Source organism: Pseudomonas rhizozeae (assembly GCF_031583775.1).
Classification (GTDB): Bacteria; Pseudomonadota; Gammaproteobacteria; order Pseudomonadales; family Pseudomonadaceae; genus Aquipseudomonas.
Genome location: NZ_JAVLSB010000025.1, coordinates 25,099 through 47,847 on the forward strand (window position 1 = coordinate 25,099; position 22,749 = coordinate 47,847).

Here is a 22,749-nt window from a genome sequence, read left to right on the forward strand (position 1 = left end):
TAGTCCGCAAACGCCCGCGAGGCCACCGGCATTCGTGGGCCGAATGCCGGCAGTGCGCGGCCTCAGACTTTTTCGCTGTGCACATTCACGTAAAGCGCGCGCCCGGCACCGAGGCCGGCAATGATCGCGGCCAGGCCGATCACGCCGAAGATCCAGCCAACCGCGCTCCAGCCGCCGGTCCAGTCGTGCACCACGCCCACGGCGAAGGGCCCCATGGACGCCAGGGTGTAACCGAAGCCCTGGGCCATGCTCGACAGATTGGCCGCGACGTGGGCATCCCGCGAGCGCAGCACGATCAAGGTCAGCGCCAGGCTGAACGCTCCGCCCTGCCCCAATCCCAACAGAATCGCCCAACCCCACAGGCCTTCGAGCGGCGCGTACAGGAAGCCGAACAAACCGCCGAGGGCCAGCAGCATCACCACGACGATCGCCAACCGTTGATCTTTGCCTCGGGTCGCTAACCAAGGTGCCGCCAAGGAACTGGCCAATTGCACGATGATCGAGCCCGAAAGCACTACGCCGGCCTGGGTCGCGGTCAGCCCGCGACCGATCATGATTGACGGCAACCAGCCAAAAACAATGTACGCCAGCGACGATTGCAGCCCCATGTACAGCGTTACCTGCCAGGCCAGCCGATCGCGCAGCAAACCGCGCACCCGATAGGCCACTGGGTGCGCACCCTGGCGACGACCGACTTGCGGCAACCAGAACAGCGCCGCCAAAAGCGCCGGCACTACCCAGAACCCAAGGCCCATCGACCATTCGTTGTCGAAGCGCTCACTGAGCGGCACGGTCGCCCCCGCTGCCAGTGCCGCGCCCAGGCACAGCGCCATGGTGTAGACGCCCGTCATGGCCCCGGCCTGCTTGGCAAAGTCGCGCTTGACGATGCCCGGCAGCAAAACACCGATCACCCCAATGCTGGCGCCGGCCAGGATGCTGCCGCCAAACAAGCCGATCTCCCCGAACGAACTGCGCAGGATAATGCCACCGGCCAGTGTCAGCAGAATCCCCAGCACCACCCTCTCGGCGCCGAACCGTCGGGCCAGCCACGGCGCCAGGGGCGCGAACAAGCCCAGGCAGAGCACCGGTAAAGTGGTCAACAATCCCGCTTCAGCGGCGGACAAACCGAGCGCCCGAGACACCTCGCTGAGCATCGGCGCCAAGCTCGACAGCGCCGGGCGCAGGTTCAGCGCCACCAGCACCAGGCCCAACAGCAGCAACCACGGGCGGCTCGGTGTTGGTAGCGTGTGCTGCACGGTGTCGTCATCGGCTTCGGCGTCGATCAACAGCTGGTCGAGTTCCGCCGCACGTTTCGTCGGTGCGGGTTGGGCGTTCTTTGTTTCAGGGTTCATTGATCAACTGTCTCGAGAGGGACTTGGCCCGTTCCGGGTCGCGTTGTTCGACGGCATCGAGCAACTCGATGTGCAGGTCGAACACTTCCTGGCGGCGGGGCGTGACGTTCAGCGATTGACGCAACTGCGCGCCCACCAGACTGGAGAAATAGCGATACAACTCACTGAGCGCCGGGTTGTGCGCGGCGTCCACCAGTCGGCGGTGAAACACCAGGTCGCAGGCAATGTAGCTGTCGAGATCACCGTGGTAATGGCTGCCGCTGACACCGAGGGCCTCGCGCAACGCCAGCAAGTCTTCATCGGTTCGGCGCAGCGCCGCCAGACCAATCGCCTCGACTTCCAGAATGTGCCGGGTTTCCCGCGCCTGCTCTTGGCCACAGCGCGACAGCACCTTGATGGTGTCGAGCGGATCGACCAGCCCGCGCAGGTAGCTGCCGTCGCCCTGGCGAATTTCAATCAACCCGGAAAACGCCAGCACGCGCATGGCTTCACGCACGGTATTACGGCTGATGCCCAACTCGGCCGACAACTCCGGCTCCGTGGGCAGACGCTGACCGACCTGCCACACACCGTTGGTGATGCGCAGGCGCAGCTGGTCCAAGGCCTGATCGACCAGAGACCGTTTAATCAATGGAGAAATGTCTGACATATGCGGCGCCCCTTTCATCCAATCATAGGACGAATTTTCTGACATGATAGTCAGCTCCGTGTAGGACGGCAACCGCCTAGCGTTACAGAGCAGGAATGGAGCGGGATTTTCGATTGGTCAAAATTACCCTTTAAGGGTAATTTCGGGGACAGTTACCACACGATCTTGAGATTTACATCAAGGTGACTTACCGCCCTGCCAGCGGGCCACCGGTAATCTCGTTCAAGGAGAAAAACCCATGAAAACCCGGCAATGTTTTAGCTGCGGTGCGCGTGAGGGGATGCGGCATTTCGAGGGTCGCGGCGAAACCCTGAGTGTCAAAGGGATGGAACGCCGTGTCGATGATCTCGCTGGCTGGGAATGCCAGCAATGCGCAGAAGTCGAGTGGGATGACGATACCGATAGCGCGGAGCGTTATGGGGAAGCCGGCGATGAGCTGGTCATTGCCGCCCGGCGAATGATCGGCGCGGAGATGAAGCGCATCCGGCGCAAATTGCAGCTTACGCAAAAAGAGACCGTGCAACTGCTCTCGGGTGGCGGACATAACGCCTTCTCTCGCTACGAGCGCGGTGAGGTATTGCCGCCGAAGGCGTTGATGCTGCTGATGCGTTTGCTCGATCGCTATCCGCATTTACTTGCCGATGCAAAAGTATTGGCTGAAGGCGCGGATTTGCGGGGCGCATTCAAATACACGATCCATTACGAGACTGAGTCACTCACGACATCGTGACCTATCAAAAACAAACCCGGCACATGGCCGGGTTTGTTTTATCAGTCATCCAGCCATCAATGCAGGATCTGGCTGAGGAACATCTTGGTGCGATCGTTCTGCGGGTTGTCGAAGAAGTCGTTCGGTGCAGCCTGCTCGACGATTTCGCCCTTGTCCATGAAGATCACGCGGTTGGCCACGGTGCGGGCGAAGCCCATTTCGTGGGTCACGCAGAGCATGGTCATGCCGTCTTCGGCCAGGCTGATCATGGTGTCCAGCACCTCTTTGACCATTTCCGGGTCGAGGGCCGAGGTCGGTTCGTCGAACAACATGATTTTCGGCTTCATGCACAGGGCACGGGCAATCGCCACACGCTGCTGCTGACCACCGGACAGTTGCCCCGGATACTTGTGCGCCTGCTCTGGAATGCGCACGCGCTCCAGGTAGTGCATGGCGATTTCTTCGGCCTTGCGCTTGGGCATCTTGCGCACCCACATCGGCGCCAGGGTGCAGTTCTGCAGGATGGTCAGGTGCGGGAACAGGTTGAAATGCTGGAACACCATGCCGACTTCGCGACGCACCGTCTCGATCTGCTTGAGGTCGTTGGTCAGCTCCACACCATCGACCACGATGCGGCCCTGCTGGTGCTCTTCCAGACGATTTAGGCAGCGGATGGTGGTCGACTTGCCCGAACCCGACGGCCCGCACAGGACGATACGCTCGCCCTGCTTGACGTTCAGGTTGATGTCTTTCAGTACGTGGAACTGGCCATACCACTTGTTCACGCCCTGCATCTGAATAATGCCTTCAGGGCTCACAGGCTGTTTGATCGCTTCGCTCATAAATTACGCTCCTAACGCTTGTGGCCAGTGTCGAGCTTGCGTTCCAGATGCATGGAATAGCGCGACATACCAAAACAGAAAATCCAGAACACCAGGGCTGCGAACACATAGCCTTCGGTGGCCATGCCCAGCCATTTCGGGTCGGCGGCGGCTTGCTTGACACTGTTGAGCAGGTCGAACAGGCCGATGATGATCACCAGGCTGGTGTCCTTGAACAGGGCAATGAAGGTGTTGACGATCCCGGGGATCACCATCTTCAGGGCTTGCGGCAGAATCACCAGGCCCATGCTCCGCCAGTAGCCGAGACCCATGGCTGCGGCAGCTTCGTATTGACCCTTGGGAATCGCTTGCAGACCACCGCGCACCACCTCGGCCACGTAGGCCGACTGGAACAGGATCACGCCGATCAGCGCCCGCAGCAGCTTGTCGAAGTTCATGCCTTCGGGCAGGAACAGCGGCAGCATCACCGAGGACATGAACAGCACCGTGATCAACGGCACGCCGCGCCAGAATTCGATGAAGGTCACGCAGACCACACGAATCGCCGGCATGTTCGAACGCCGCCCCAGCGCCAGGACAATCCCCAGCGGCAGTGCGCCGGCAATACCGACCGTGGCAATCACCAGGGTCAGCATCAGGCCACCCCATTGGCTGGTCGCCACCTGAGGCAAGCCGAACACACCGCCATGCAGCAAGCACCAGGCAATGATCGGGTACAGCACCAGGAAACTCAGGCCGTATATGGCTTTACGCGGGAAGCGCGAGATGAACAACGGTGCCACGCCAATGACCGCCAGCCACACGGTCAGGTCAACGCGCCAGCGCAATTCCGGCGGGTAGTAGCCGTACATGAACTGGCCGAAGCGCTGCTGGATGAACACCCAGCAGGCGCCCTCCTTGGTGCAGTCGGCGCGCGTAGTGCCGACCCAGTTGGCATCGATGATGGTCCACTGCAGGATCGGCGGTACCACCAGGTAGATCAGGTAGAACGCGAACAGGGTCAGCAGGGTGTTGATCCAGCTGGAGAACATGTTCGCGCGCATCCACGCCACCGGCCCGAAGACTTTGCTCGGTGGCGGCATGTCAGGTTTGAAAGTATGAGTGCTCATGCGCTATTCCTTACCGCTCGATCAGCGCAATGCGCTTGTTGTACCAGTTCATCAGCAGGGAAATGCTGATACTGATCGCCAGGTACACGCTCATGGTGATGGCAATGACTTCGATGGCCTGTCCGGTCTGGTTCAGCACCGTACCGGCAAACAGCGACACCATTTCCGGGTAACCGATACCGGCGGCCAGCGAGGAGTTTTTCGCCAGGTTCAGGTATTGGCTGGTCAGGGGCGGGATGATCACGCGCAGGGCTTGCGGGATGATCACCTTGCGCAGGGTTGGACCGTTGCGCAGGCCCAGGGAACGCGCCGCTTCGGTCTGGCCGTGGCTCACTGACTTGATGCCCGAACGGACGATCTCAGCGATAAACGCTGCGGTGTATACGGTCAGCGCCAGGGTCAACGCCAGCAGTTCCGGGATCAGCACCCAGCCACCGACAAAGTTGAAACCCTTGAGCTCTGGCAATTCCCAATGCAGCGGCGAGCCGAAGATCAAGGCGCACAGCGCCGGGATCACGATGATGATCGCCAGGCCTGCCCAGAACTTGTGGAACGGCACACCGGTCGCTTCGAAGCGCTTGTTGGCCCAGCGGCACATCAGCACGACCGCGACGATGGCGATCACGATGCTCACCACAAACGCCCAGAAACCGTCAGCGGCCATCGCGGCCGGCATGTTCAGACCCCGGCTGCTGACGAAGAAGGTGTCATTGAAGTTATGACTGGCGCGCGGCCCAGGCATGGTCAGGAACACCGCGAAGTACCAGAACAGGATTTGCAGCAGCGGCGGAATGTTGCGGAAAACTTCCACATACACCGTCGCCAGCTTGCTCACGATCCAGTTCGGCGACAAGCGCGCCACACCGACGATGAAGCCGAGGATAGTTGCCAGGACCACGCCGATGATGGTCACCAGCAAGGTATTGAGCAGGCCGATGACAAACACCCGGGCATAGCTGTCCGCTTCGGTGTAGTCGATCAGGTGTTGAGCGATGCCGAAACCGGCACTGCGCTCCAGGAAGCTGAAACCGGAGGTAATGCCCCGGTGCTGAAGGTTGGTCTGTGTGTTATCGAACAGAAACCAGCCCATCGCGACCACCGCCACAATGGTGATGATCTGAAAGAGCCACGCACGCACTTTTGGGTCGCTGAGGCTGAGCCTCTGCTTTGGTGCGCCGATTGAATTTTGCATGAAGTGCCCCAGAAATAATGGAACAGAACATCACCCGGTGGTTGGCCCACCGGGTGATAGAACCATTAGCGCACAGGTGGTGCGTATTGAATGCCGCCAGCGTTCCACAGGGCGTTCTGCCCGCGGTCGATGGCCAGCGGAGTGCTCTTGCCGAGGTTTTTCTCGAACACTTCGCCGTAGTTGCCGACTTGCTTGACGATCTGCACGACCCAGTCTTTGCGCAACTTCAGGTCTTTGCCGTATTCACCGTCAGCACCCAGCAGACGAGCGACGTCCGGGTTCTTGGTGGACTTGGCTTCAGCTTCAACGTTTTTCGAGGTCACGCCCGCTTCTTCAGCGTTGAGCATGGCGAACAGGGTCCACTTGACGATGCTGAACCACTCTTCGTCGCCTTTACGCACGACCGGGCCCAGAGGCTCCTTGGAGATGGTTTCCGGCAGAACGACGTAGTCGGTCGGGGTCGCCAGCTTGCTGCGCTGTGCGTAGAGCTGGGATTTGTCGGAAGTCAGCACGTCGCAACGACCGGATTCCAGCGACTTGGCGCTTTCATCGGAGGTGTCGAAGGTGATCGGAGTGTATTTCAGACCGTTGCCGCGGAAGTAGTCGGAAACGTTCAGCTCGGTGGTGGTACCGGCCTGGATGCAGATGGTCGCGCCGTCCAGCTCTTTAGCGGATTTCACGCCCAGCTTGTTGTTTACCAGGAAGCCGATGCCGTCGTAGTAAGTCACGCCGGCAAACACCAGGCCCATGCCCGAATCGCGGGAGCTGGTCCAGGTGGTGTTACGCGACAGCACGTCGATTTCGCCCGATTGCAGCGCGGTGAAACGCTCTTTGGCGTTCAACTGGCTGAACTTGACCTTGGTCGCGTCGCCGAATACGGCAGCGGCCACGGCACGGCAGACATCAGCGTCGATACCGATGATCTTGCCGGTGGAGTCCGGAACCGAGAAACCCGGCAGACCGTCACTCACGCCGCACTGTACAAAACCTTTTTTCTGCACTGCGTCCAGGGTTGCACCCGCCTGAGCGAACCCGCTGACACCGAGAACTGCGGCTGCAGTCACGATCGCCAGAGTGGATTTCAACATCTTCATTCAAAACCTCCAGTTTTGCTCTTGTTGTGTCGGAGCTTGAGTCCAGTCGCACCCTTTTGAGGCGTTGTTGACCCGTGTTGGCTTTTTTTAGGGTCAACCGACAGCGAACCTTCGCTATGAGTCTAGTAGGAGACAATCCACATCATGGACAACTCACTTCTCACCAATCGGCCGAACGGGCTGTAGCCCTTTCACGTTCGCGAAGCCCGTAGCGGCCACTGGCGAACATCCATCACCGGATTCGTTGCTATCCCACTGCCGGCAGTAGACTGATAGTGTTACCGCCAGGCATGAGATTACTTGCACGGGTTTTCCCATAGCAAAGCCCGTACCATACCGGCCGCTTAAGCGCTTCAGCCGCAGGTCAAGAGCAAAACTTGTAGCCTTGCGACATCTTATTAACGGATCAACCGACCGCGCACCTGAACCACGCACTCAATGGGAGCGCGCGCACAGTATTGGAGCAGCCATGACCCAGCCTTTGATTATTCAGCCCGACAAGCCCGTAGATGCCTGCGTTATCTGGCTGCATGGCCTGGGTGCCGACCGCTACGACTTCCTGCCGGTGGCCGAAGCTCTGCAGCAGAGCCTGCAGACCACCCGCTTCGTCCTGCCCCAGGCACCGACCCGCGCCGTGACCATCAACGGCGGTTATGCGATGCCGAGCTGGTACGACATATTGGCCATGAGCCCGGCGCGGGCGATCAGCCGCGAGCAACTCGATGAGTCGGCAAAAATGGTCACGGATTTGATCGAAGAACAGCGGGCCAGCGGAATAGACGCCTCGCGGATCTTTCTAGCGGGTTTTTCCCAGGGCGGCGCGGTGGTGTTACACGCGGCGTTTTTAAACTGGCAAGGTCCGCTGGGTGGCGTACTTGCCCTCTCCACCTACGCGCCGACCTTCAGCGATGAACTGCAGTTGTCCGCCAGCCAGCAACGGATTCCAGTGCTGTCGCTGCACGGTCAATACGATGAAGTGGTGCTCAATTCCATGGGTCGCAGCGCGTATGAGTATTTGAAGCAGCATGGTGTCACCGTGACATGGCAGGAATACCCAATGGGCCACGAAGTGTTACCCGAGGAAATTCGCGACATCGGCACCTGGCTGGCCGCGCGCATTAACTGACTATTTAGGTGATAACCACGGTTTTGATCATCACACTACGCCGCGCCCGATTCTTGCATTACACTGGCCGGCGTACATTCCTTAACCAATTGATGAGATGACCGTGCTCAAAGCACTCAAAAAAATGTTCGGCAAAAGCGAGGCTGAGCAGCTCGCGCCCGGCTCCAGCGCTCCTTCCTCCAGCCCCAGCCACCGCACCGACGGTCATCAGCCTGGGCGGACCGCGACTGCAGCGGCACCGAAGCACGAGCCGGTGACCACACCGGCCACCCCGCCAGCCCCTGTGGCGGCGCCCGAACAACCGCCGATTGAAGCCGTAAAACCGGCACGCCCGCGGCGCGAACCCAAGCCCAAGGCGCCGGTGACTCCCTGGAAACTCGAGGACTTCGTCGTCGAACCCCAAGAAGGCAAGACCCGCTTCCACGATTTCAAACTGGCCCCGGAACTGATGCACGCCATCCAGGACCTCGGCTTCCCGTACTGCACGCCGATCCAGGCGCAGGTATTGGGCTTCACCCTGGCCGGCAAAGACGCCATCGGTCGCGCCCAGACCGGCACCGGCAAAACTGCCGCGTTCCTGATTTCGATCATCACCCAATTGCTGCAAACCCCGCCGCCGAAAGAACGCTACATGGGCGAACCCCGTGCGCTGATCATCGCGCCGACCCGTGAGCTGGTGGTGCAGATCGCCAAGGACGCCGCTGACCTGACCAAGTACACCGGCCTCAACGTCATGACGTTCGTCGGCGGCATGGACTTCGACAAACAGCTCAAGCACCTCGAAGCCCGCCACTGCGACATTCTGGTGGCCACGCCGGGCCGTTTGCTGGACTTCAACCAGCGCGGCGACGTGCACCTGGACATGGTCGAAGTGATGGTGCTCGACGAAGCCGATCGCATGCTCGACATGGGCTTCATCCCGCAAGTGCGTCAGATCATTCGCCAGACGCCGCCGAAAAGCGAACGCCAGACCCTGCTGTTCTCCGCGACCTTCACCGAAGACGTGATGAACCTCGCCAAGCAATGGACCACCGACCCGTCGATCGTCGAGATCGAAGCCTTGAACGTGGCCAGCGAAAACGTCGAGCAACACATCTACGCAGTCGCCGGCGCCGACAAATACAAGCTGCTGTACAACCTGGTCACCGATAACGGCTGGGAGCGGGTGATGGTGTTCGCCAACCGCAAGGATGAAGTGCGGCGCATCGAAGAACGCCTGGTGCGCGATGGCGTCAACGCCGCGCAACTGTCCGGCGACGTGCCGCAACACAAGCGCATCAAGACCCTGGAAGGTTTCCGCGAGGGCAAGATCCGTGTGCTGGTGGCCACCGATGTTGCCGGTCGCGGCATCCACATTGACGGCATCAGCCACGTGATCAACTTCACCCTGCCGGAAATGCCCGACGACTACGTGCACCGCATCGGCCGTACCGGGCGTGCCGGGGCCGATGGCGTGTCCATCAGCTTCGCCGGTGAAGACGACTCTTATCAGTTGCCGTCCATCGAAGCCTTGCTGGGCCGCAAGATCAGCTGCGAGACCCCGCCGATGCATCTGTTGCGCCCGGTCGAACGCAAGCGCACCTGAGGCCATAGCCGCAAAAAAAAGCGCAGCCGGAAACGGACTGCGCTTTTTTTTCGTCTATCGGTTGCTCAACAAAACCAAAAGTCCATAATGGACAAATAAGTTTAATCCCAAGCCGACGCAGCGCCCGCCCTCCCGCTAACACAGTCATGTGACATGGGCGCTCTCCAGGAGACCCCTCATGATTCAGGCAGATTTCATCATCATCGGCGGCGGCATCGCGGGGGCTTCTACAGGCTACTGGCTGTCGCAACGTGCCCGGGTGATCGTCCTCGAACGTGAAAGTCACCCGGGCTATCACTCCACCGGACGTTCGGCGGCTTTGTACACCGCTGCTTATGGCACGGCACAAGTGCGCGCCCTGACCCAAGCCAGTCGGGAATTTTTCGATACGCCGCCCGACGGGTTCTGCGAGCATCCGCTGCTGATGCCGCGCGGCGAGATGACCGTGGATTTCACCGGCAACCCCACCGAGTTGAATCAGCAATACCTCAGCGCGAAAGCGACCGTGCCGCAGATGCAATGGCTTAGTGCCGATGAAGCCTGCGCGCGTGTGCCGGTCCTGCGCCGCGAAAGGGTTCACGGCGCGATCTACGACCCCACCGCCAGCGACATCGATACCGATGCGTTGCATCAGGGTTATCTGAGGGGGATTCGTCGTCATCAGGGCAGCGTGCACACGGATTGCGAAGTCACTGGCCTACAGCGTGAGGACAACGGTCAATGGCGGGTGGACACTCCCGGCCAGACCTTCACTGCGCCGATCGTGATCAACGCCGCTGGCGCCTGGGCCGACCGCATCGGGGCACTGGGCGGCGCCAAGCCTCTGGGCCTGCAACCGAAACGGCGCGCGGCGTTTATCTTTGCCGGGCCCGAAGGCGTGGACATTCATCACTGGCCCATGCTGGTCAGCCTCGACGAATCGTTCTACATGAAACCCGACGCGGGCATGTTCCTCGGTTCACCGGCAAATGCGGACCCGGTCGATCCTCATGATGTGCAACCGGAAGAACTGGACATCGCCATGGGCATCTACCAGATCGAAGAAGCCACCACCCTCATCATCCGCCGCCCCACTCGGACTTGGGCCGGGCTGCGCAGTTTTGTCCAGGATGGCGATCTGGTCAGCGGTTTCGATCCACACGTGCCGGGGTTGTTCTGGGTCGCGGCCCAGGGCGGATATGGCATCCAGACCTCACCGGCGATGGGCCAGGCCAGCGCGGCACTGGTGCGTGGCGAGCCTCTGCCACCAAGCTTACAGCTGTTTGGCCTGAGCGCCGCCAGCCTGTCGCCCGCGCGCCTGGCAAGGTGACGCTGCGCGTCGATTACGGCACACTTCCAGCGCCTCGTTTAACAAGGCGCTGACGCTGCCTGGAGCACTCTGTAATGACCGTTCCCCAAACCCCGCCGACCTTGGAGTTGTCACCCATGGACAACTTCCGGGCGATCGCCGACGCCATCGCGACGCTGTTCTTCCCCCACGCGGAAGTGGTGCTGCATGACTTGCTTACGCAGAAGATCGACTACATCGCCAACAACCTGTCCAAACGGGAAATCGGCGGCGACTCGGCGCTGGATGACATGCTCAGCGAGGAGGTCAACGAACGAAACATTGGCCCCTACGAAAAGCTCAATTGGGACGGGCAGAAGATTCGCAGTGTCAGCAGCGTCCTGAGCGACAGCGACGGCCGGCCAATGGCGGTCCTGTGCATCAACCTGAACATCTCGCTGTTCGAAAACGCCAAGGCGGCGCTGGACCTGTTTCTGTCACCGAGCAAACTGATCGCCCAGCCCGAATCGTTATTCCGCGATGACTGGCAGGAGCGTATCAACACCTTCCTCCATGGATGGCTGCGGGAACGGCAGTTGAGCCTCAACGTACTGACCCGCGACCACAAGCGCGAACTGGTGCTGGCGTTGCATGCCGAGGGCGCCTTCAAAGGCAAAAGCGCCTCCAACTATGTGGCCAATGTGCTGAACATGGGTCGCGCGACGGTGTACAAGCATTTGAAGGAATTGAAAGAGCAGGCCTGAAATCTGTTGGCAGGCTGGCTCCCCACTGACACGCGATCAATGAAGGGAGCCTGGCCTGCTGGCGCAACGATCAATCAGTCATAGATATCTGTCTTGAAATACTTCTCGGAAATCTGCTGATACTCCCCGCTCGCGCGAATCCCGTCGATGGCGGCGTTCAGTTGGTTGACCAGTTCGGTATTGCCCTTGCGCACCGCAATTCCCGAGCCTTCGCCCACGTATTTCGGGTCCTTGAGTTCAGGCCCGACAAACGCATAGCCCTTGCCTCGCGGCATGCTCAGGAAATCCTTCAGAGGAATGGTGTCGGCAAACATCGCATCCAGGCGACCAGCCGCCAGGTCCATGTAGATCTCTTCATTATTGCTATACCGCTTGACGCTTACACCCTTGGGCTCGAGCACCTCGGTGGCGTAACGGTCAGTGGTGGTTGCGCGTTGCACACCCACGGATTTGCCTTTCAGACTGGCGTATTGGTCATCGACCACCGCGCCTTCTCTCATCACCAGTCGCGAGGAGGTGAAGTAATACTTGCGGGTGAAATCCACTGATTTCTTGCGATCTTCGTTGATGGTCATGGACGACAGCGCCATGTCGATTTTCTTCACTTTCAGTGAAGGAATCAGGCCGTCGAATTCGCCTTCGATCCACACGCATTTGGCCTTGATATACGCGCACAACGCATTGCCGATGTCGTAATCGAAACCGACGATCTCGCCTTTATCAGTCTTGGAGGCGAATGGTGGGTAAGCCGCTTCGATGCCGATGCGCAAGGTTTTCTCGGCGGCAAATACGCTGCTGGCCGTCAGGCACAACGCCAGGCCGGTCAAGAGGGGCAGTTGTTTCATGTTTATGCTCTCGCTGTTGTTGTTGGTTTAGGCAAGGGAGCTGAAACGGAGTCACATTTTTTTGTACTTATATTTCCATACTGGACTTTTATGTATTTATCGTCAATCAGACACGAAAATTCGAACTGGCCGCCGGTCGGCAGCCAATGCTCGGTTTTTCGAATGTTGAGGTGACGCCGAGAGGAACTACCGGTTCCAGCGATCCGCCGCCGCGTGATCGCTATCGCGACCTTCCACCCAACGAGGGCCGTCGCTGGTGTTTTCTTTCTTCCAGAACGGCGCGCGGGTTTTCAGGTAGTCCATGACGAAGGCGCAGGCATCGAACGCGGCCTGGCGATGGGCACTGGCGGCACCGACGAAGACGATCGGCTCACCGGGCTCCAAGGCGCCGATGCGGTGCAGCACTTCAAGCTTGAGCAACGGCCAGCGCTGCTCGGCCTCGACCGCAATTTTAGCCAAGGCTTTTTCGGTCATGCCTGGATAGTGCTCCAGGAACATGCCGGCCACATCGAGCCCGTCATTGAAGTCGCGCACGTACCCGACAAAACTCACCACCGCACCGACGCCGACATTGGCCGCATGCATTGCATTGACTTCAGCGCCCGGATCGAACGCCGTGGCCTGCACCCGAATCGCCATGGTCAGCCTCCGGTCACGGTCGGAAAGAACGCCACTTCGTCGTCGTCCGCCAAGGGTTCGTCGAGCTGGCAGAGGTCTTCGTTACGCGCACACATCAGGTTTTGCTCGCGCAACACGTCGTAGCCTTCGCGCTGGATAAGGTCCCTGCGCACATCGTCGACCGTGGCGAACTCGCCTTCGATGCGAGTCGAGTCCTGGCCAATGGCTTCCCGATAACGGGCGAAAAACTTCACGTTGATGTTCATTGTGCGTCTGCCTGAAAGTGTCCGCTCTTGCCGCCGAGTTTCTCCAGCAAGCGCACGTTTTCGATGACCATGCCACGGTCCACGGCCTTGCACATGTCGTAGATCGTCAACGCGGCGACGCTAGCGGCGGTCAGGGCTTCCATTTCCACGCCGGTCTGGCCGGACAGTTTGCAGCGCGCGGTGATGCGCACCGCGTCATCGCCCTCGGCGCTGAGCTCGACCTTGACCCCGGTCAGCATCAGCGGATGGCACAGCGGTATCAGGTCACTGGTTTTCTTCGCTGCCTGGATGCCGGCAATCCGCGCCACGGCGAACACATCGCCCTTGGGGTGGCCGCCGCTGACAATCATTTGCAGGGTGGCGGGCAGCATGCGCACGCACGCCTCAGCGGTGGCCTCGCGGAACGTCACGGCTTTTTCGGTGACGTCGACCATGTTGGCGCGACCTTGGGAATCGAGATGAGTCAGCACGGGATTACTCCTGATCAGGAGCGGCGATTGTAAACCTGCGAGTCAAAGTTCGGCGAGTTGGATTCTCCATCCGGCGCACAACCACACTTTGCATAAGTAGAGGCCACAAAAAACCGGGCAGCTTTGCGGGCCGCCCGGTTCCGGTGGAAGGTTACAAATGCGATTCGGCGTATTCAGCCAGGATCGAGCGTGGCACCCCTTGCAGGGTGATGTGCACCCCGTTGGGGAAATCTTTGAAGCGTTCGGTCAGGTAGGTCAGCCCGGAGCTGGTCGCGGACAGGTAAGGGGTGTCGATCTGCGCCAGGTTGCCCAGGCACACCACTTTGGAACCGGCGCCGGCACGGGTGATGATGGTTTTCATCTGGTGCGGCGTGAGGTTCTGGCATTCATCGATCAGGATCAGGCTTTGCTGGAAGCTGCGACCTCGAATGTAGTTGAGGGATTTGAACTGCAACGGCACTTTGCTGAGGATGTAATCGACGCTGCCATGGGTGTTTTCGTCATCCATGTGCAAGGCTTCGAGGTTGTCGGTGATAGCGCCCAGCCAAGGCTCCATTTTTTCCGCCTCGGTGCCGGGCAGGAAGCCGATTTCCTGGTCCAGACCCTGCACGCTGCGGGTGGCGATGATGCGGCGGTAACGTTTGCTGACCATGGTCTGCTCGATGGCAGCGGCCAGGGCCAGGATGGTTTTACCGGAGCCGGCGGCGCCGGACAGGTTGACCAGGTGGATGTCCGGGTCGAGCAAGGCGTACAGCGCCAGGCTCTGGTAGATGTCACGCGGTTTCAGGCCCCAGGCTTCCTGGTGCAACAGAGGCTCCTGATGCAGATCGAGAATCAGCAGCTTGTCGACCTGGATTTCCTTGATCCAGCCCACGAAACCCTGTTCGTCGATGATGAATTCGTTGATGTGCACCGCCGGCAGGTTGTCGATCAGTTGCACTTGGTGCCAGGTGCGACCGTGGTCCTGGCGGGTTTCGACCTTGCTCACGCGGTCCCAGAATGAGCCGGTCATGGTGTGGTAGCCGTTGGGCAGCAGCGACACGTCGTCAACCAACTGGTCGGTGCTGTAGTCCTCGGAAGCAATGCCGCAAGCACGGGCCTTGAGGCGCATGTTGATGTCTTTGGTCACCAGCACCAGGCGCAGGTCTTTGTCCCGCGCATGCAGGTCAATTAACTGATTGATGATGATGTTGTCGTTCAGGTGCTCCGGCAAAATGATGTTCGGCTCGGCACGCTTGCTCATCAGAATTGACAGCAAACCCTTGGGCCCGCTTTTGCCGCGCTGGATCGGCACGCCCAGCTCGACGTCCTCTGGAGAGGCATCGCCCAGGGTTTTGTCGATCAGGCGAATCGCCTGGCGACATTCCGCAGCGACGCTGTGATGGCCGCTCTTGAGCTTGTCCAGCTCTTCCAGCACGGTCATCGGGATGGCGACGTGATGTTCTTCGAAGTTGAGCAGCGCGTTTGGATCGTGAATCAGAACATTGGTATCGAGTACATAAAGGATTGGCTGGTTGGAGGAAAGGCTACGTCCGTGGTCATCCATACTCGGTCACCTTATGTGGGGGCCAGTCGACGCAATACCGTGACAGTGCTGCGCCTCGATGTAGCCACCAAATTCACCTGCAACGACTCAAGTGAACTGCAACCAGGGGGAGTCTTGGAAGACGCCACCTGTGTTGCAGGTTTCGGCGGTCTGTCTTCGTAATACTCCAAAAGCTGTGACAGGAAAAAGCCCTTTGACGCTTTTTTGAAGTTTATTTTTCAGAGTGACGAATAGCCCTTGGCCTGCAGGCAATGTGCCGTTAAAGTCGGAAGTCCGCCTGCATCGAAATCTTCCTAAAAATCGCCCCGCGCCCAATGTTTACGGGCTTTCGCGGTTTTCTCAGCGAAACGCTTCCTGACAATCTTCCCAGCCGATTCCGCTTTGCGCCGTTTGCGTGATCAACCACGGCATGGCGACTTTCACCGCATCCTGCTTACTGTTGAAATTGATCACCCCGTGGCGCCATAGCAGCATCAGGGTCAGGGTCCGCTGCGCACTCTGCTCGCCCCGCAGTTTGCCGGCGCCGTCCTGCGGATCGATGTCCCACAACGCCACTTGCAAGCCCTGGCTATTGAAGAAGCTCGCACCATCAGACCGGCGCTGGCCTTGGGGCGGGCGGAACAGCGGGACGAAATTCTCCGGCAGTTTGTTCTTCACCAGGTCGGCACTGCGGCGCACCGAATCCTGCCAATCCTGCCAATGGCTGTGTGAACGATACTCCCAACCCTGCACACCTACGCATTGCTGCGAGTAAGTCGCTTGCAGACTGGCCACCGGCGCATCGCTGAGGCGCGCCTGGATGTCCTTGCCCAACACGAAAAACGTGCCGCTCATGTTGGCTTTGCGCAGGTAATCGGCCAGCCACGGCGTGTTGTCCGGTTGCGCGTTGGCGGCGCTGTCGAACGTCAGCAGAAACAGCCGATCGTGCATGCCGTCGCCGTTGCGCTCAAAGTCGCCGAAACGATCGATTTCGCTGCTGGTGGTCGGCCACAACGCGGCTTTGCGCAATTGCTCGTCCAGATACAGGCTGTGAAACACCCGGCTCGGTTCGGCCCACTTGATATAGAAAGACTCATCGCTAAGGCGAAACTTCTCGGCCTGCTCGCGCAAAGTGGCCATGTCTTCGACCAGGAAACAGAACGAGGCGTCCTGATCGCAACTCTGCTGGGCGAAGTTGTAGCTGGCGAGCAACTGCTGCCACATCCGCTGACGTAAACCGTTGATCGCGTCCATGTTCACTACACGCAAACCCAGGTGCTGTTTGAGCATGGGTTCGTCCAGCGCTTCGCTGGCCCGCAGGACGCTGGCGAACATGAGGATTTCCGCCCGCGACGCGACGTCGAACAGGGTCGGCGTGTCGAGTTTTTCCGGCCAGGTACTGCGATCAATCGTGGCGATGTCGTTCGGCGCAGCGAACGCCGCCGCACTGAGCAGCCAGGCCGATAATAGAAGAGCGATGCGCAATGGGATGTCTCCAGAACAAAACCCGCGCGGCACTATAGCCGATCCGCGGCCGATGATCCGAGCCGCCACCGATCACCTATAACCTTGATAGCTGGAGTCAAACCCGCCAACCCCCTAGAATCGCGCCACGATTACAGGAGACGACTTCATGCTGATGGTGATTTCCCCCGCCAAGACCCTTGATTACGAAACGCCGCCGGCGACCCAGCGCTTTACCCAGCCGCAGTACCTCGATCATTCCCAAGAGTTGATCCAGCAATTGCGCGAGTTCTCGCCCGCGCAGATCAGCGAGCTGATGCACGTCTCCGACAAGATCGGCGGCCTGAACGCCGCGCGGTTCGGCAGTTGGACCCCGGCTTTCACCCCCGACAACGCCAAACAGGCATTGCTGGCCTTCAAGGGCGACGTGTACACCGGGCTCGACGCCAACACTTTCAGCGAAGCCGACTTCGATTACGCGCAGCGGCACCTGCGCATGTTGTCCGGTCTGTACGGCTTGTTGAGGCCACTTGACCTGATGCAGCCCTATCGCCTGGAGATGGGCACCAAACTGGCCAACGCTCGGGGTAAGGACCTTTATGCGTTCTGGGGCGAGCGTATCAGCGAGTGGCTGAACGAAGCCCTGGCCGAGCAAGGTGATGATGTGCTGTTGAACCTGGCGTCCAACGAGTATTTCTCGGCGGTCAAGCGCAACGCCCTGAAGGCTCGCATCATCAACACTGACTTCAAGGACTTGAAAAACGGCCAGTACAAGATCATCAGTTTCTACGCCAAGAAAGCCCGGGGCATGATGAGCCGCTTTGTCATTGAAGAACGCATCAATGACCCGGCCTCACTCAAGCAATTTGATGTGCAAGGCTATCGCTACAGCGCCGAACAATCGAAACCCGACCACCTGATTTTTCTGCGCGACCACGCGCCAGAATAATGCACCTGATTGGCGCACCGCAGTCCGCAGACTGCGGTGCCAATCGTGCAGTTATCCCCGCCTCAACCCCCGCCTCGATCGCCATGTTTTTGGCGCCAATAAATCACCACCCAGATGCCTAACATTAATTTCACTCGACAACCCTGACTTTTTTTAATAGTGGCACCAAAAATTTTTATCGGTAGTGGCACAAAAATATCTCAGCCGATTTCGACCTTATATATAAAGGGCCAAATCAAAAGTGCTATCAAAATGAAAGCAGTGCCATCTTTGCCAATATTTCAGGAAATTTCAGAAATCACGATAGGCGGACAGGAACTTCGTCCAAATGCGTCGCTCATACCACCGGTAACGATTCTCACAGAGAATGTACGAGATAACTTACGGAGTGGTGAGAGCAAGTAACCAAGTTGTCACACTAACTTGGCTATATCCGTCACTTAACTTGGAGAAGCATCCAGGACGGGACAAAGTGTCCCACGACAAATTCCTCAAGGCCAAGGCTGCGCCCCTATAACCGTGCTCACCTGAGCACCCAACCGCTTGATTCTGCTGGCTTTAAGCCGAGATCAAGCGCGCTTCACCCTTGCACATACATCTCCGCCAACGGGGATTGGCTGCAATAAAGGGCAGGTCATTACAACTAGGCCAAGTTTCGCACAGCTTGAGTGCATTTATTTAGACACTCGGAACTTACATGCCAACACCCGGCACTGTGGCGCCTGCCCGGCACACTAGCGAGTGTATTTGACCGATGAACACCATTAACTCCAGCCATGTAATGGCTTGATTAACATAGAGGTAATTGCGATGCGCATCAGCATATTTGGTTTGGGTTACGTCGGTGCAGTATGTGCCGGCTGCCTGTCTGCACGGGGCCATGAAGTCGTTGGCGTAGATGTCGCCAAAGACAAGATCGACATGATTAACGCCGGCAAGTCGCCGATCGTTGAACCGGGCCTGGGCGAGCTGTTAGCGCAAGGTATTCAGACCGGTCGTCTGCGCGGTACTACCAACTTCGCCGAAGCAATTCGCGACACTGACTTGTCGATGATCTGCGTCGGCACGCCGAGCAAGAAGAACGGCGACCTGGAGCTGAACTACATCGAAGCGGTGTGCCGCGAAATTGGTTTCGTTCTGCGTGACAAGACCACCCGCCACACCATCGTGGTGCGCAGCACCGTGTTGCCGGGCACCGTGGCCAATGTGGTGATCCCGATTCTCGAAGACTGCTCCGGCAAGAAGGCCGGCGTCGACTTCGGCGTTGCGGTCAACCCTGAGTTCTTGCGTGAAAGCACCGCGATCGCCGACTACGATCAGCCGCCGATGACCGTCATCGGCGAATTCGACAAAGCCTCGGGCGATGTTCTGCAATCGCTGTACGAAGAACTCGACGCGCCGATTATCCGCAAGGACATCGCCGTCGCCGAGATGATCAAGTACACCTGCAACGTCTGGCACGCCACTAAAGTGACCTTCGCCAATGAGATCGGCAACATCGCCAAAGCCGTCGGCGTTGACGGTCGCGAAGTGATGGAAGTGGTCTGCCAGGACAAAACCCTGAACCTGTCGCAGTACTACATGCGCCCCGGTTTTGCCTTCGGCGGCTCGTGCCTGCCCAAGGACGTCCGCGCCCTGACCTTCCGCGCCGGCTCCCTGGACGTCGAGGCCCCGCTGCTCAACTCGCTGATGCGCAGCAACGAGTCGCAAGTGCAGAACGCTTTCGACATCGTCTCCAGCCATGAAAAACGCAAAGTCGCCCTGCTCGGCCTGAGCTTCAAGGCCGGTACCGATGACCTGCGCGAAAGCCCGCTGGTGGAACTGGCGGAAATGCTGATCGGCAAGGGCTACGACCTGAGCATCTACGACAGCAACGTTGAATACGCCCGCGTGCACGGTGCGAACAAGGATTACATCGAGTCGAAAATCCCCCACGTCTCGTCCTTGCTCAACTCGGACTTCGACTCGGTGATCGACAACTCCGACGTGATCATCCTCGGCAACCGTGACGAGAAGTTCCGCGCCCTGGCCGAAACCGCGCCGCACGGCAAGCAAGTGGTCGACCTGGTCGGCTTCATGTCCAAAGCCACCAGCGTGAGTGGCCGGACCGAAGGCATCTGCTGGTAAGTCAGTGACCCGGCCGGGGGCGTGAACCCCGGCCGGTCTTTCGCCTGCCTTAACCCCATCGGGCCACCCCACAGGCTCGCCCGAGATCGAGACGGATGCAGATTATGCACAGGCTAAAGCACGGCCTACTCCAGGCCGCCGGTTGGCTGTTTTACTTAAGTTTATTGATGGGCATCGCCATGGTGTTGCCGACGTCGACCTTCGACGCCGAGTCCAAGGACTTCATCTTCCTGATTGGCTTCATCGGTATCTGGCGATACTCGATGGGCGCCACGCACTTTGTGCGCGGCATGATTTTCCTGTACGTGGTCTACCCGCACCTGCGGCGCAAAGTGCGCAAGCTGGGCAAAGCCGCAGACCCGTCCCACGTGTTTCTGATGGTCACCAGTTTCCGCATCGACGCCCTGACTACAGCGCAGGTCTACAGCTCGGTGATCCGCGAAGCCATCGACTGCGAACTGCCGACCACCGTGGTCTGCTCGATCGTCGAAATGTCCGATGAACTGCTGGTGAAAAGCCTGTGGGCGCGGATGAATCCGCCGGACCGCGTCAAGCTCGACTTCGTGCGCATTCCCGGCACCGGCAAGCGCGATGGCCTGGCCTATGGTTTCCGCGCCATCTCCCGACACCTGCCGGACGACCGCGCCGTGGTGGCCGTGATCGACGGCGACACCGTGCTGGCCGAGGGCGTGGTGCTCAAGACCGTGCCGTGGTTCCAGTTGTTCGGCAACGTCGGTGGCCTGACCACCAACGAGTTCTGCGAAGTGCGCGGCGGCTACATCATGAGCGAATGGCACAAGCTGCGTTTCGCCCAGCGCCACATCAACATGTGCTCGATGGCTTTGTCCAAGCGCGTGCTGACCATGACCGGGCGTATGTCGGTGTTCCGCGCCAGCGTGGTGACAAATCCGGACTTCATCGCCGACGTCGAAAGCGACTCGCTGCAACACTGGCGCCTGGGCCGCTTCAAGTTCCTCACCGGTGACGACAAGTCGAGCTGGTTCAGCCTGATGCGCCTGGGCTACGACACGTTCTACGTGCCTGACGCGGCGATCCACACCGTCGAGCACCCGCCGGAAAAGAGCTTCATCAAGGCCAGCCGCAAGTTGATGTTCCGCTGGTACGGCAACAACCTGCGGCAGAATTCCCGGGCCCTGGGCCTGGGGGTCAAGCGACTCGGCGCGTTCACCTCGGTGGTGCTGTTCGATCAGCGCGTGTCGATGTGGACCTCGCTGCTGGGCCTGACCGTGGCGATCATCGCCAGCTTCAAGTACGGCACCGCGTTCATCCTCGTGTACCTGCTGTGGATCGGCATCACTCGCCTGATCCTGACCCTGCTGCTGTCGTGCTCGGGGCACCGCATCGGCCCGGCCTACCCGGCCATTCTCTATTACAACCAGATCGTCGGCGCGCTGGTGAAGATCTACGTGTTCTTCCGCCTCGACCAACAGTCCTGGACCCGCCAGGACACCAAACTGACCCGTGATCTCGCCAGCTTTCAACGTTGGTTCAACACCTGGTCGTCTCGGACCATGACCTTCTCCGCCGGCAGCATTTTCGTCGCCGTGCTGCTGATGATGGTCTGACCGCCCCCTTATTGAATTAACCAGGAATCGCCTCTATGAATACCGCCGTCAACGCCAACGTAGTGCATGAATCTGAAGCCCAGCGCCAGCACGCCCGAGTAAAAATTCCGGCCAAGCTGCGCTTCTTCGGCCCCGACCGGACCCCGGTGGAAGCTAGGGTCATCGACCTGTCCGCCGGCGGTCTGGCGTTCAATGCCGGGCAACTGCCGCTGAAAACCGGCGATGTGCACAAGGCGCGTTTGCAGTTCGTCATCGACAACCTGGGCCTGGCGATGGACGTGGAACTGATGGTGCGTTCCTACGATCGCCAGACCGGCCGCGTCGGTTGCCAGTTCCAGAACCTCGAACCGCAAGACATCTCGACCCTGCGTCACCTGATCACCTCGCACCTGGCCGGTGACATCGTCACCATGGGCGAGGTGCTGGCGACCCTGCAGCGCGATAACTTCACCAAGGCGCGCAAGGTCAAGGACGGCGGCCACGGCATGACCCCGTTCGGTCGTCTGCGGGCGGTGACCTTCAGCCTGGCGATTTTCCTGGTGGGCCTGGCCGCGTTCGGTTTCATCTTCAAATCGGTGTACGGCATGTACTTCGTCAGCCACGCCCAGGCCGGGCTGGTCAGCGTGCCCGGCATGAACATCACCATGCCCCGCGATGGCACCGTGCAGAGCCTGGTCAAAGACGACGGCATTGCCGCCAAAGGCGCGCCACTGGCGACCTTCAGCACCAGCATGCTCGACGTGCTCAAGGGGCACCTCGACGAAGACCAGTTGCAGCCCGCCAAGGTGGAAGAACTGTTCGGCAAACAAATGACCGGCACCCTCACCTCGCCGTGCGATTGCACCGTGGCCCAGCAACTGGTGGCCAACGGCCAATACGCCAGCAAGGGTGACGTAATCTTCCAACTGGTACCGCGCAACACCCAGGCCAGCGTCGAAGCACGCTTCTCCTATCGCCAGTTCGGCGACGTGCGCCCAGGCGCCCCGGTGACCTTCCAGATCGCCGGCGAAGACCAGACCCGCACCGGCAAAATCGTCAGCAGCACCAGCCTGAAAAGTGCCGACCTGTCCTCCGACATCCGCGTGCAGATCCAGCCCGACGAACCCCTGGACAGCGCCTTCGCCGGCCGCCCGGTGGAAGTCAACAGCGATCGCGGCCCGAACTTCAACTGGCTGATCGACAAAGCCATGGCCGCCGGTCTCTAAGCGGA

21 protein-coding genes and 1 pseudogene are annotated in these 22,749 nt (G+C 59.6%); 10 read left to right on the forward strand and 12 right to left on the reverse strand.

The genetic code is table 11. The annotated features are described in order from the left end of the window. Window positions 1-62: 62 nt before the first annotated feature. Window positions 63-1,352 carry a CynX/NimT family MFS transporter gene (locus RG836_RS08225; protein ID WP_310844672.1) on the reverse strand — a complete coding sequence of 430 codons (1,290 nt, stop codon included), beginning with the start codon at window positions 1,350-1,352 and terminating at the stop codon, window positions 63-65. Next, entirely contained in the window at window positions 1,342-2,001 is a 660-nt protein-coding gene (locus tag RG836_RS08230) for a FadR/GntR family transcriptional regulator (RefSeq protein ID WP_310844673.1), read from the reverse strand. The genes RG836_RS08225 and RG836_RS08230 overlap by 11 nt, the downstream gene beginning before the upstream one ends. A gap of 158 nt (window positions 2,002-2,159) precedes the next feature. Between RG836_RS08230 and RG836_RS08235 the strand changes: the two are divergent. Together RG836_RS08235 and RG836_RS08240 are read left to right on the forward strand one after the other, a co-directional pair. After that, window positions 2,160-2,243: pseudogene (locus RG836_RS08235) on the forward strand (type II toxin-antitoxin system MqsR family toxin); the annotation flags it as partial. Beyond that, window positions 2,240-2,731, forward strand: a complete 492-nt coding sequence (locus RG836_RS08240; protein WP_310844675.1) for a type II TA system antitoxin MqsA family protein — start codon at window positions 2,240-2,242, stop codon at window positions 2,729-2,731. The pseudogene RG836_RS08235 and the gene RG836_RS08240, both read left to right, overlap by 4 nt. Before the next feature lie 56 nt (window positions 2,732-2,787). On the opposite strand, the gene RG836_RS08245 is transcribed toward RG836_RS08240, so the two are convergent. The 4 genes from RG836_RS08245 to RG836_RS08260 all read right to left on the reverse strand — a co-directional run bounded on the left by RG836_RS08245 (window position 2,788) and on the right by RG836_RS08260 (window position 6,947). Further along, window positions 2,788-3,552, reverse strand: coding sequence for an amino acid ABC transporter ATP-binding protein (locus RG836_RS08245; protein WP_310844677.1), 765 nt, complete (start codon window positions 3,550-3,552; stop codon window positions 2,788-2,790). An 11-nt stretch (window positions 3,553-3,563) separates the two neighbouring features. Beyond that, the gene (locus RG836_RS08250) at window positions 3,564-4,661 is read right to left on the reverse strand and encodes an amino acid ABC transporter permease (RefSeq protein ID WP_310844678.1); all 1,098 of its coding nucleotides are present in this window, start codon (window positions 4,659-4,661) and stop codon (window positions 3,564-3,566) included. 10 nt (window positions 4,662-4,671) lie between these two features. Next, window positions 4,672-5,853: an amino acid ABC transporter permease gene (locus tag RG836_RS08255; RefSeq protein WP_310844679.1), complete on the reverse strand. Its 1,182-nt coding sequence runs from the start codon at window positions 5,851-5,853 to the stop codon at window positions 4,672-4,674. Between the two features lie 65 nt (window positions 5,854-5,918). Beyond that, window positions 5,919-6,947, reverse strand: a complete 1,029-nt coding sequence (locus RG836_RS08260) for an amino acid ABC transporter substrate-binding protein (RefSeq protein ID WP_310844681.1) — start codon at window positions 6,945-6,947, stop codon at window positions 5,919-5,921. Between the two features lie 469 nt (window positions 6,948-7,416). Here RG836_RS08260 and RG836_RS08265 point away from each other — a divergent pair, with 469 nt between their 5' ends. The 4 genes from RG836_RS08265 (at window position 7,417) to RG836_RS08280 (ending at window position 11,689) form a co-directional block, all read left to right on the forward strand. After that, on the forward strand, window positions 7,417-8,073 hold the full coding sequence (locus tag RG836_RS08265; protein ID WP_310844682.1) for an alpha/beta hydrolase: 657 nt from the start codon (window positions 7,417-7,419) through the stop codon (window positions 8,071-8,073). A 97-nt stretch (window positions 8,074-8,170) separates the two neighbouring features. Next, complete coding sequence (rhlB, locus tag RG836_RS08270) at window positions 8,171-9,658, forward strand: ATP-dependent RNA helicase RhlB (RefSeq protein ID WP_310844683.1); 1,488 nt, start codon at window positions 8,171-8,173, stop codon at window positions 9,656-9,658. A 178-nt stretch (window positions 9,659-9,836) separates the two neighbouring features. Beyond that, a complete protein-coding gene (locus RG836_RS08275; RefSeq protein ID WP_310844684.1) occupies window positions 9,837-10,967 on the forward strand; it encodes an NAD(P)/FAD-dependent oxidoreductase in 1,131 nt (376 codons plus the stop codon). Window positions 10,968-11,083: 116 nt separating this feature from the next. Further along, entirely contained in the window at window positions 11,084-11,689 is a 606-nt protein-coding gene (locus RG836_RS08280; protein WP_310844706.1) for a helix-turn-helix transcriptional regulator, read from the forward strand. 74 nt (window positions 11,690-11,763) lie between these two features. On the opposite strand, the gene RG836_RS08285 is transcribed toward RG836_RS08280, so the two are convergent. From RG836_RS08285 to RG836_RS08310, 6 genes are all read right to left on the reverse strand, one after another. Beyond that, window positions 11,764-12,534, reverse strand: coding sequence for an ABC transporter substrate-binding protein (locus RG836_RS08285; protein WP_310844685.1), 771 nt, complete (start codon window positions 12,532-12,534; stop codon window positions 11,764-11,766). A gap of 186 nt (window positions 12,535-12,720) precedes the next feature. Next, window positions 12,721-13,173, reverse strand: a complete 453-nt coding sequence (gene moaE, locus RG836_RS08290; protein WP_310844686.1) for a molybdopterin synthase catalytic subunit MoaE — start codon at window positions 13,171-13,173, stop codon at window positions 12,721-12,723. A gap of 2 nt (window positions 13,174-13,175) precedes the next feature. Then, a complete protein-coding gene (locus RG836_RS08295; RefSeq protein WP_310844687.1) occupies window positions 13,176-13,418 on the reverse strand; it encodes a MoaD/ThiS family protein in 243 nt (80 codons plus the stop codon). After that, on the reverse strand, window positions 13,415-13,888 hold the full coding sequence (moaC, locus tag RG836_RS08300) for a cyclic pyranopterin monophosphate synthase MoaC (RefSeq protein ID WP_310844689.1): 474 nt from the start codon (window positions 13,886-13,888) through the stop codon (window positions 13,415-13,417). The genes RG836_RS08295 and moaC overlap by 4 nt, the downstream gene beginning before the upstream one ends. 151 nt (window positions 13,889-14,039) lie before the next feature. After that, the gene (locus RG836_RS08305; RefSeq protein WP_310844690.1) at window positions 14,040-15,434 is read right to left on the reverse strand and encodes a PhoH family protein; all 1,395 of its coding nucleotides are present in this window, start codon (window positions 15,432-15,434) and stop codon (window positions 14,040-14,042) included. A 339-nt stretch (window positions 15,435-15,773) separates the two neighbouring features. Then, entirely contained in the window at window positions 15,774-16,898 is a 1,125-nt protein-coding gene (locus RG836_RS08310; RefSeq protein WP_310844691.1) for a polysaccharide deacetylase family protein, read from the reverse strand. A 148-nt stretch (window positions 16,899-17,046) separates the two neighbouring features. On the opposite strand from RG836_RS08310, the gene yaaA reads away from it, so the two are divergent. From yaaA to RG836_RS08330, 4 genes are all read left to right on the forward strand, one after another. After that, window positions 17,047-17,826: a peroxide stress protein YaaA gene (gene yaaA, locus RG836_RS08315; RefSeq protein ID WP_310844692.1), complete on the forward strand. Its 780-nt coding sequence runs from the start codon at window positions 17,047-17,049 to the stop codon at window positions 17,824-17,826. Window positions 17,827-18,636: 810 nt separating this feature from the next. After that, window positions 18,637-19,953: a nucleotide sugar dehydrogenase gene (locus RG836_RS08320; protein WP_310844693.1), complete on the forward strand. Its 1,317-nt coding sequence runs from the start codon at window positions 18,637-18,639 to the stop codon at window positions 19,951-19,953. A 104-nt stretch (window positions 19,954-20,057) separates the two neighbouring features. Continuing rightward, window positions 20,058-21,539 (forward strand): mannuronan synthase, encoded by a 1,482-nt coding sequence (gene alg8, locus RG836_RS08325; RefSeq protein WP_409078060.1) that lies wholly within the window; start codon window positions 20,058-20,060, stop codon window positions 21,537-21,539. A gap of 35 nt (window positions 21,540-21,574) precedes the next feature. Beyond that, window positions 21,575-22,744, forward strand: a complete 1,170-nt coding sequence (locus RG836_RS08330; RefSeq protein WP_310844694.1) for an alginate biosynthesis protein Alg44 — start codon at window positions 21,575-21,577, stop codon at window positions 22,742-22,744. The last annotated feature ends 5 nt before the right edge of the window (window positions 22,745-22,749 follow it).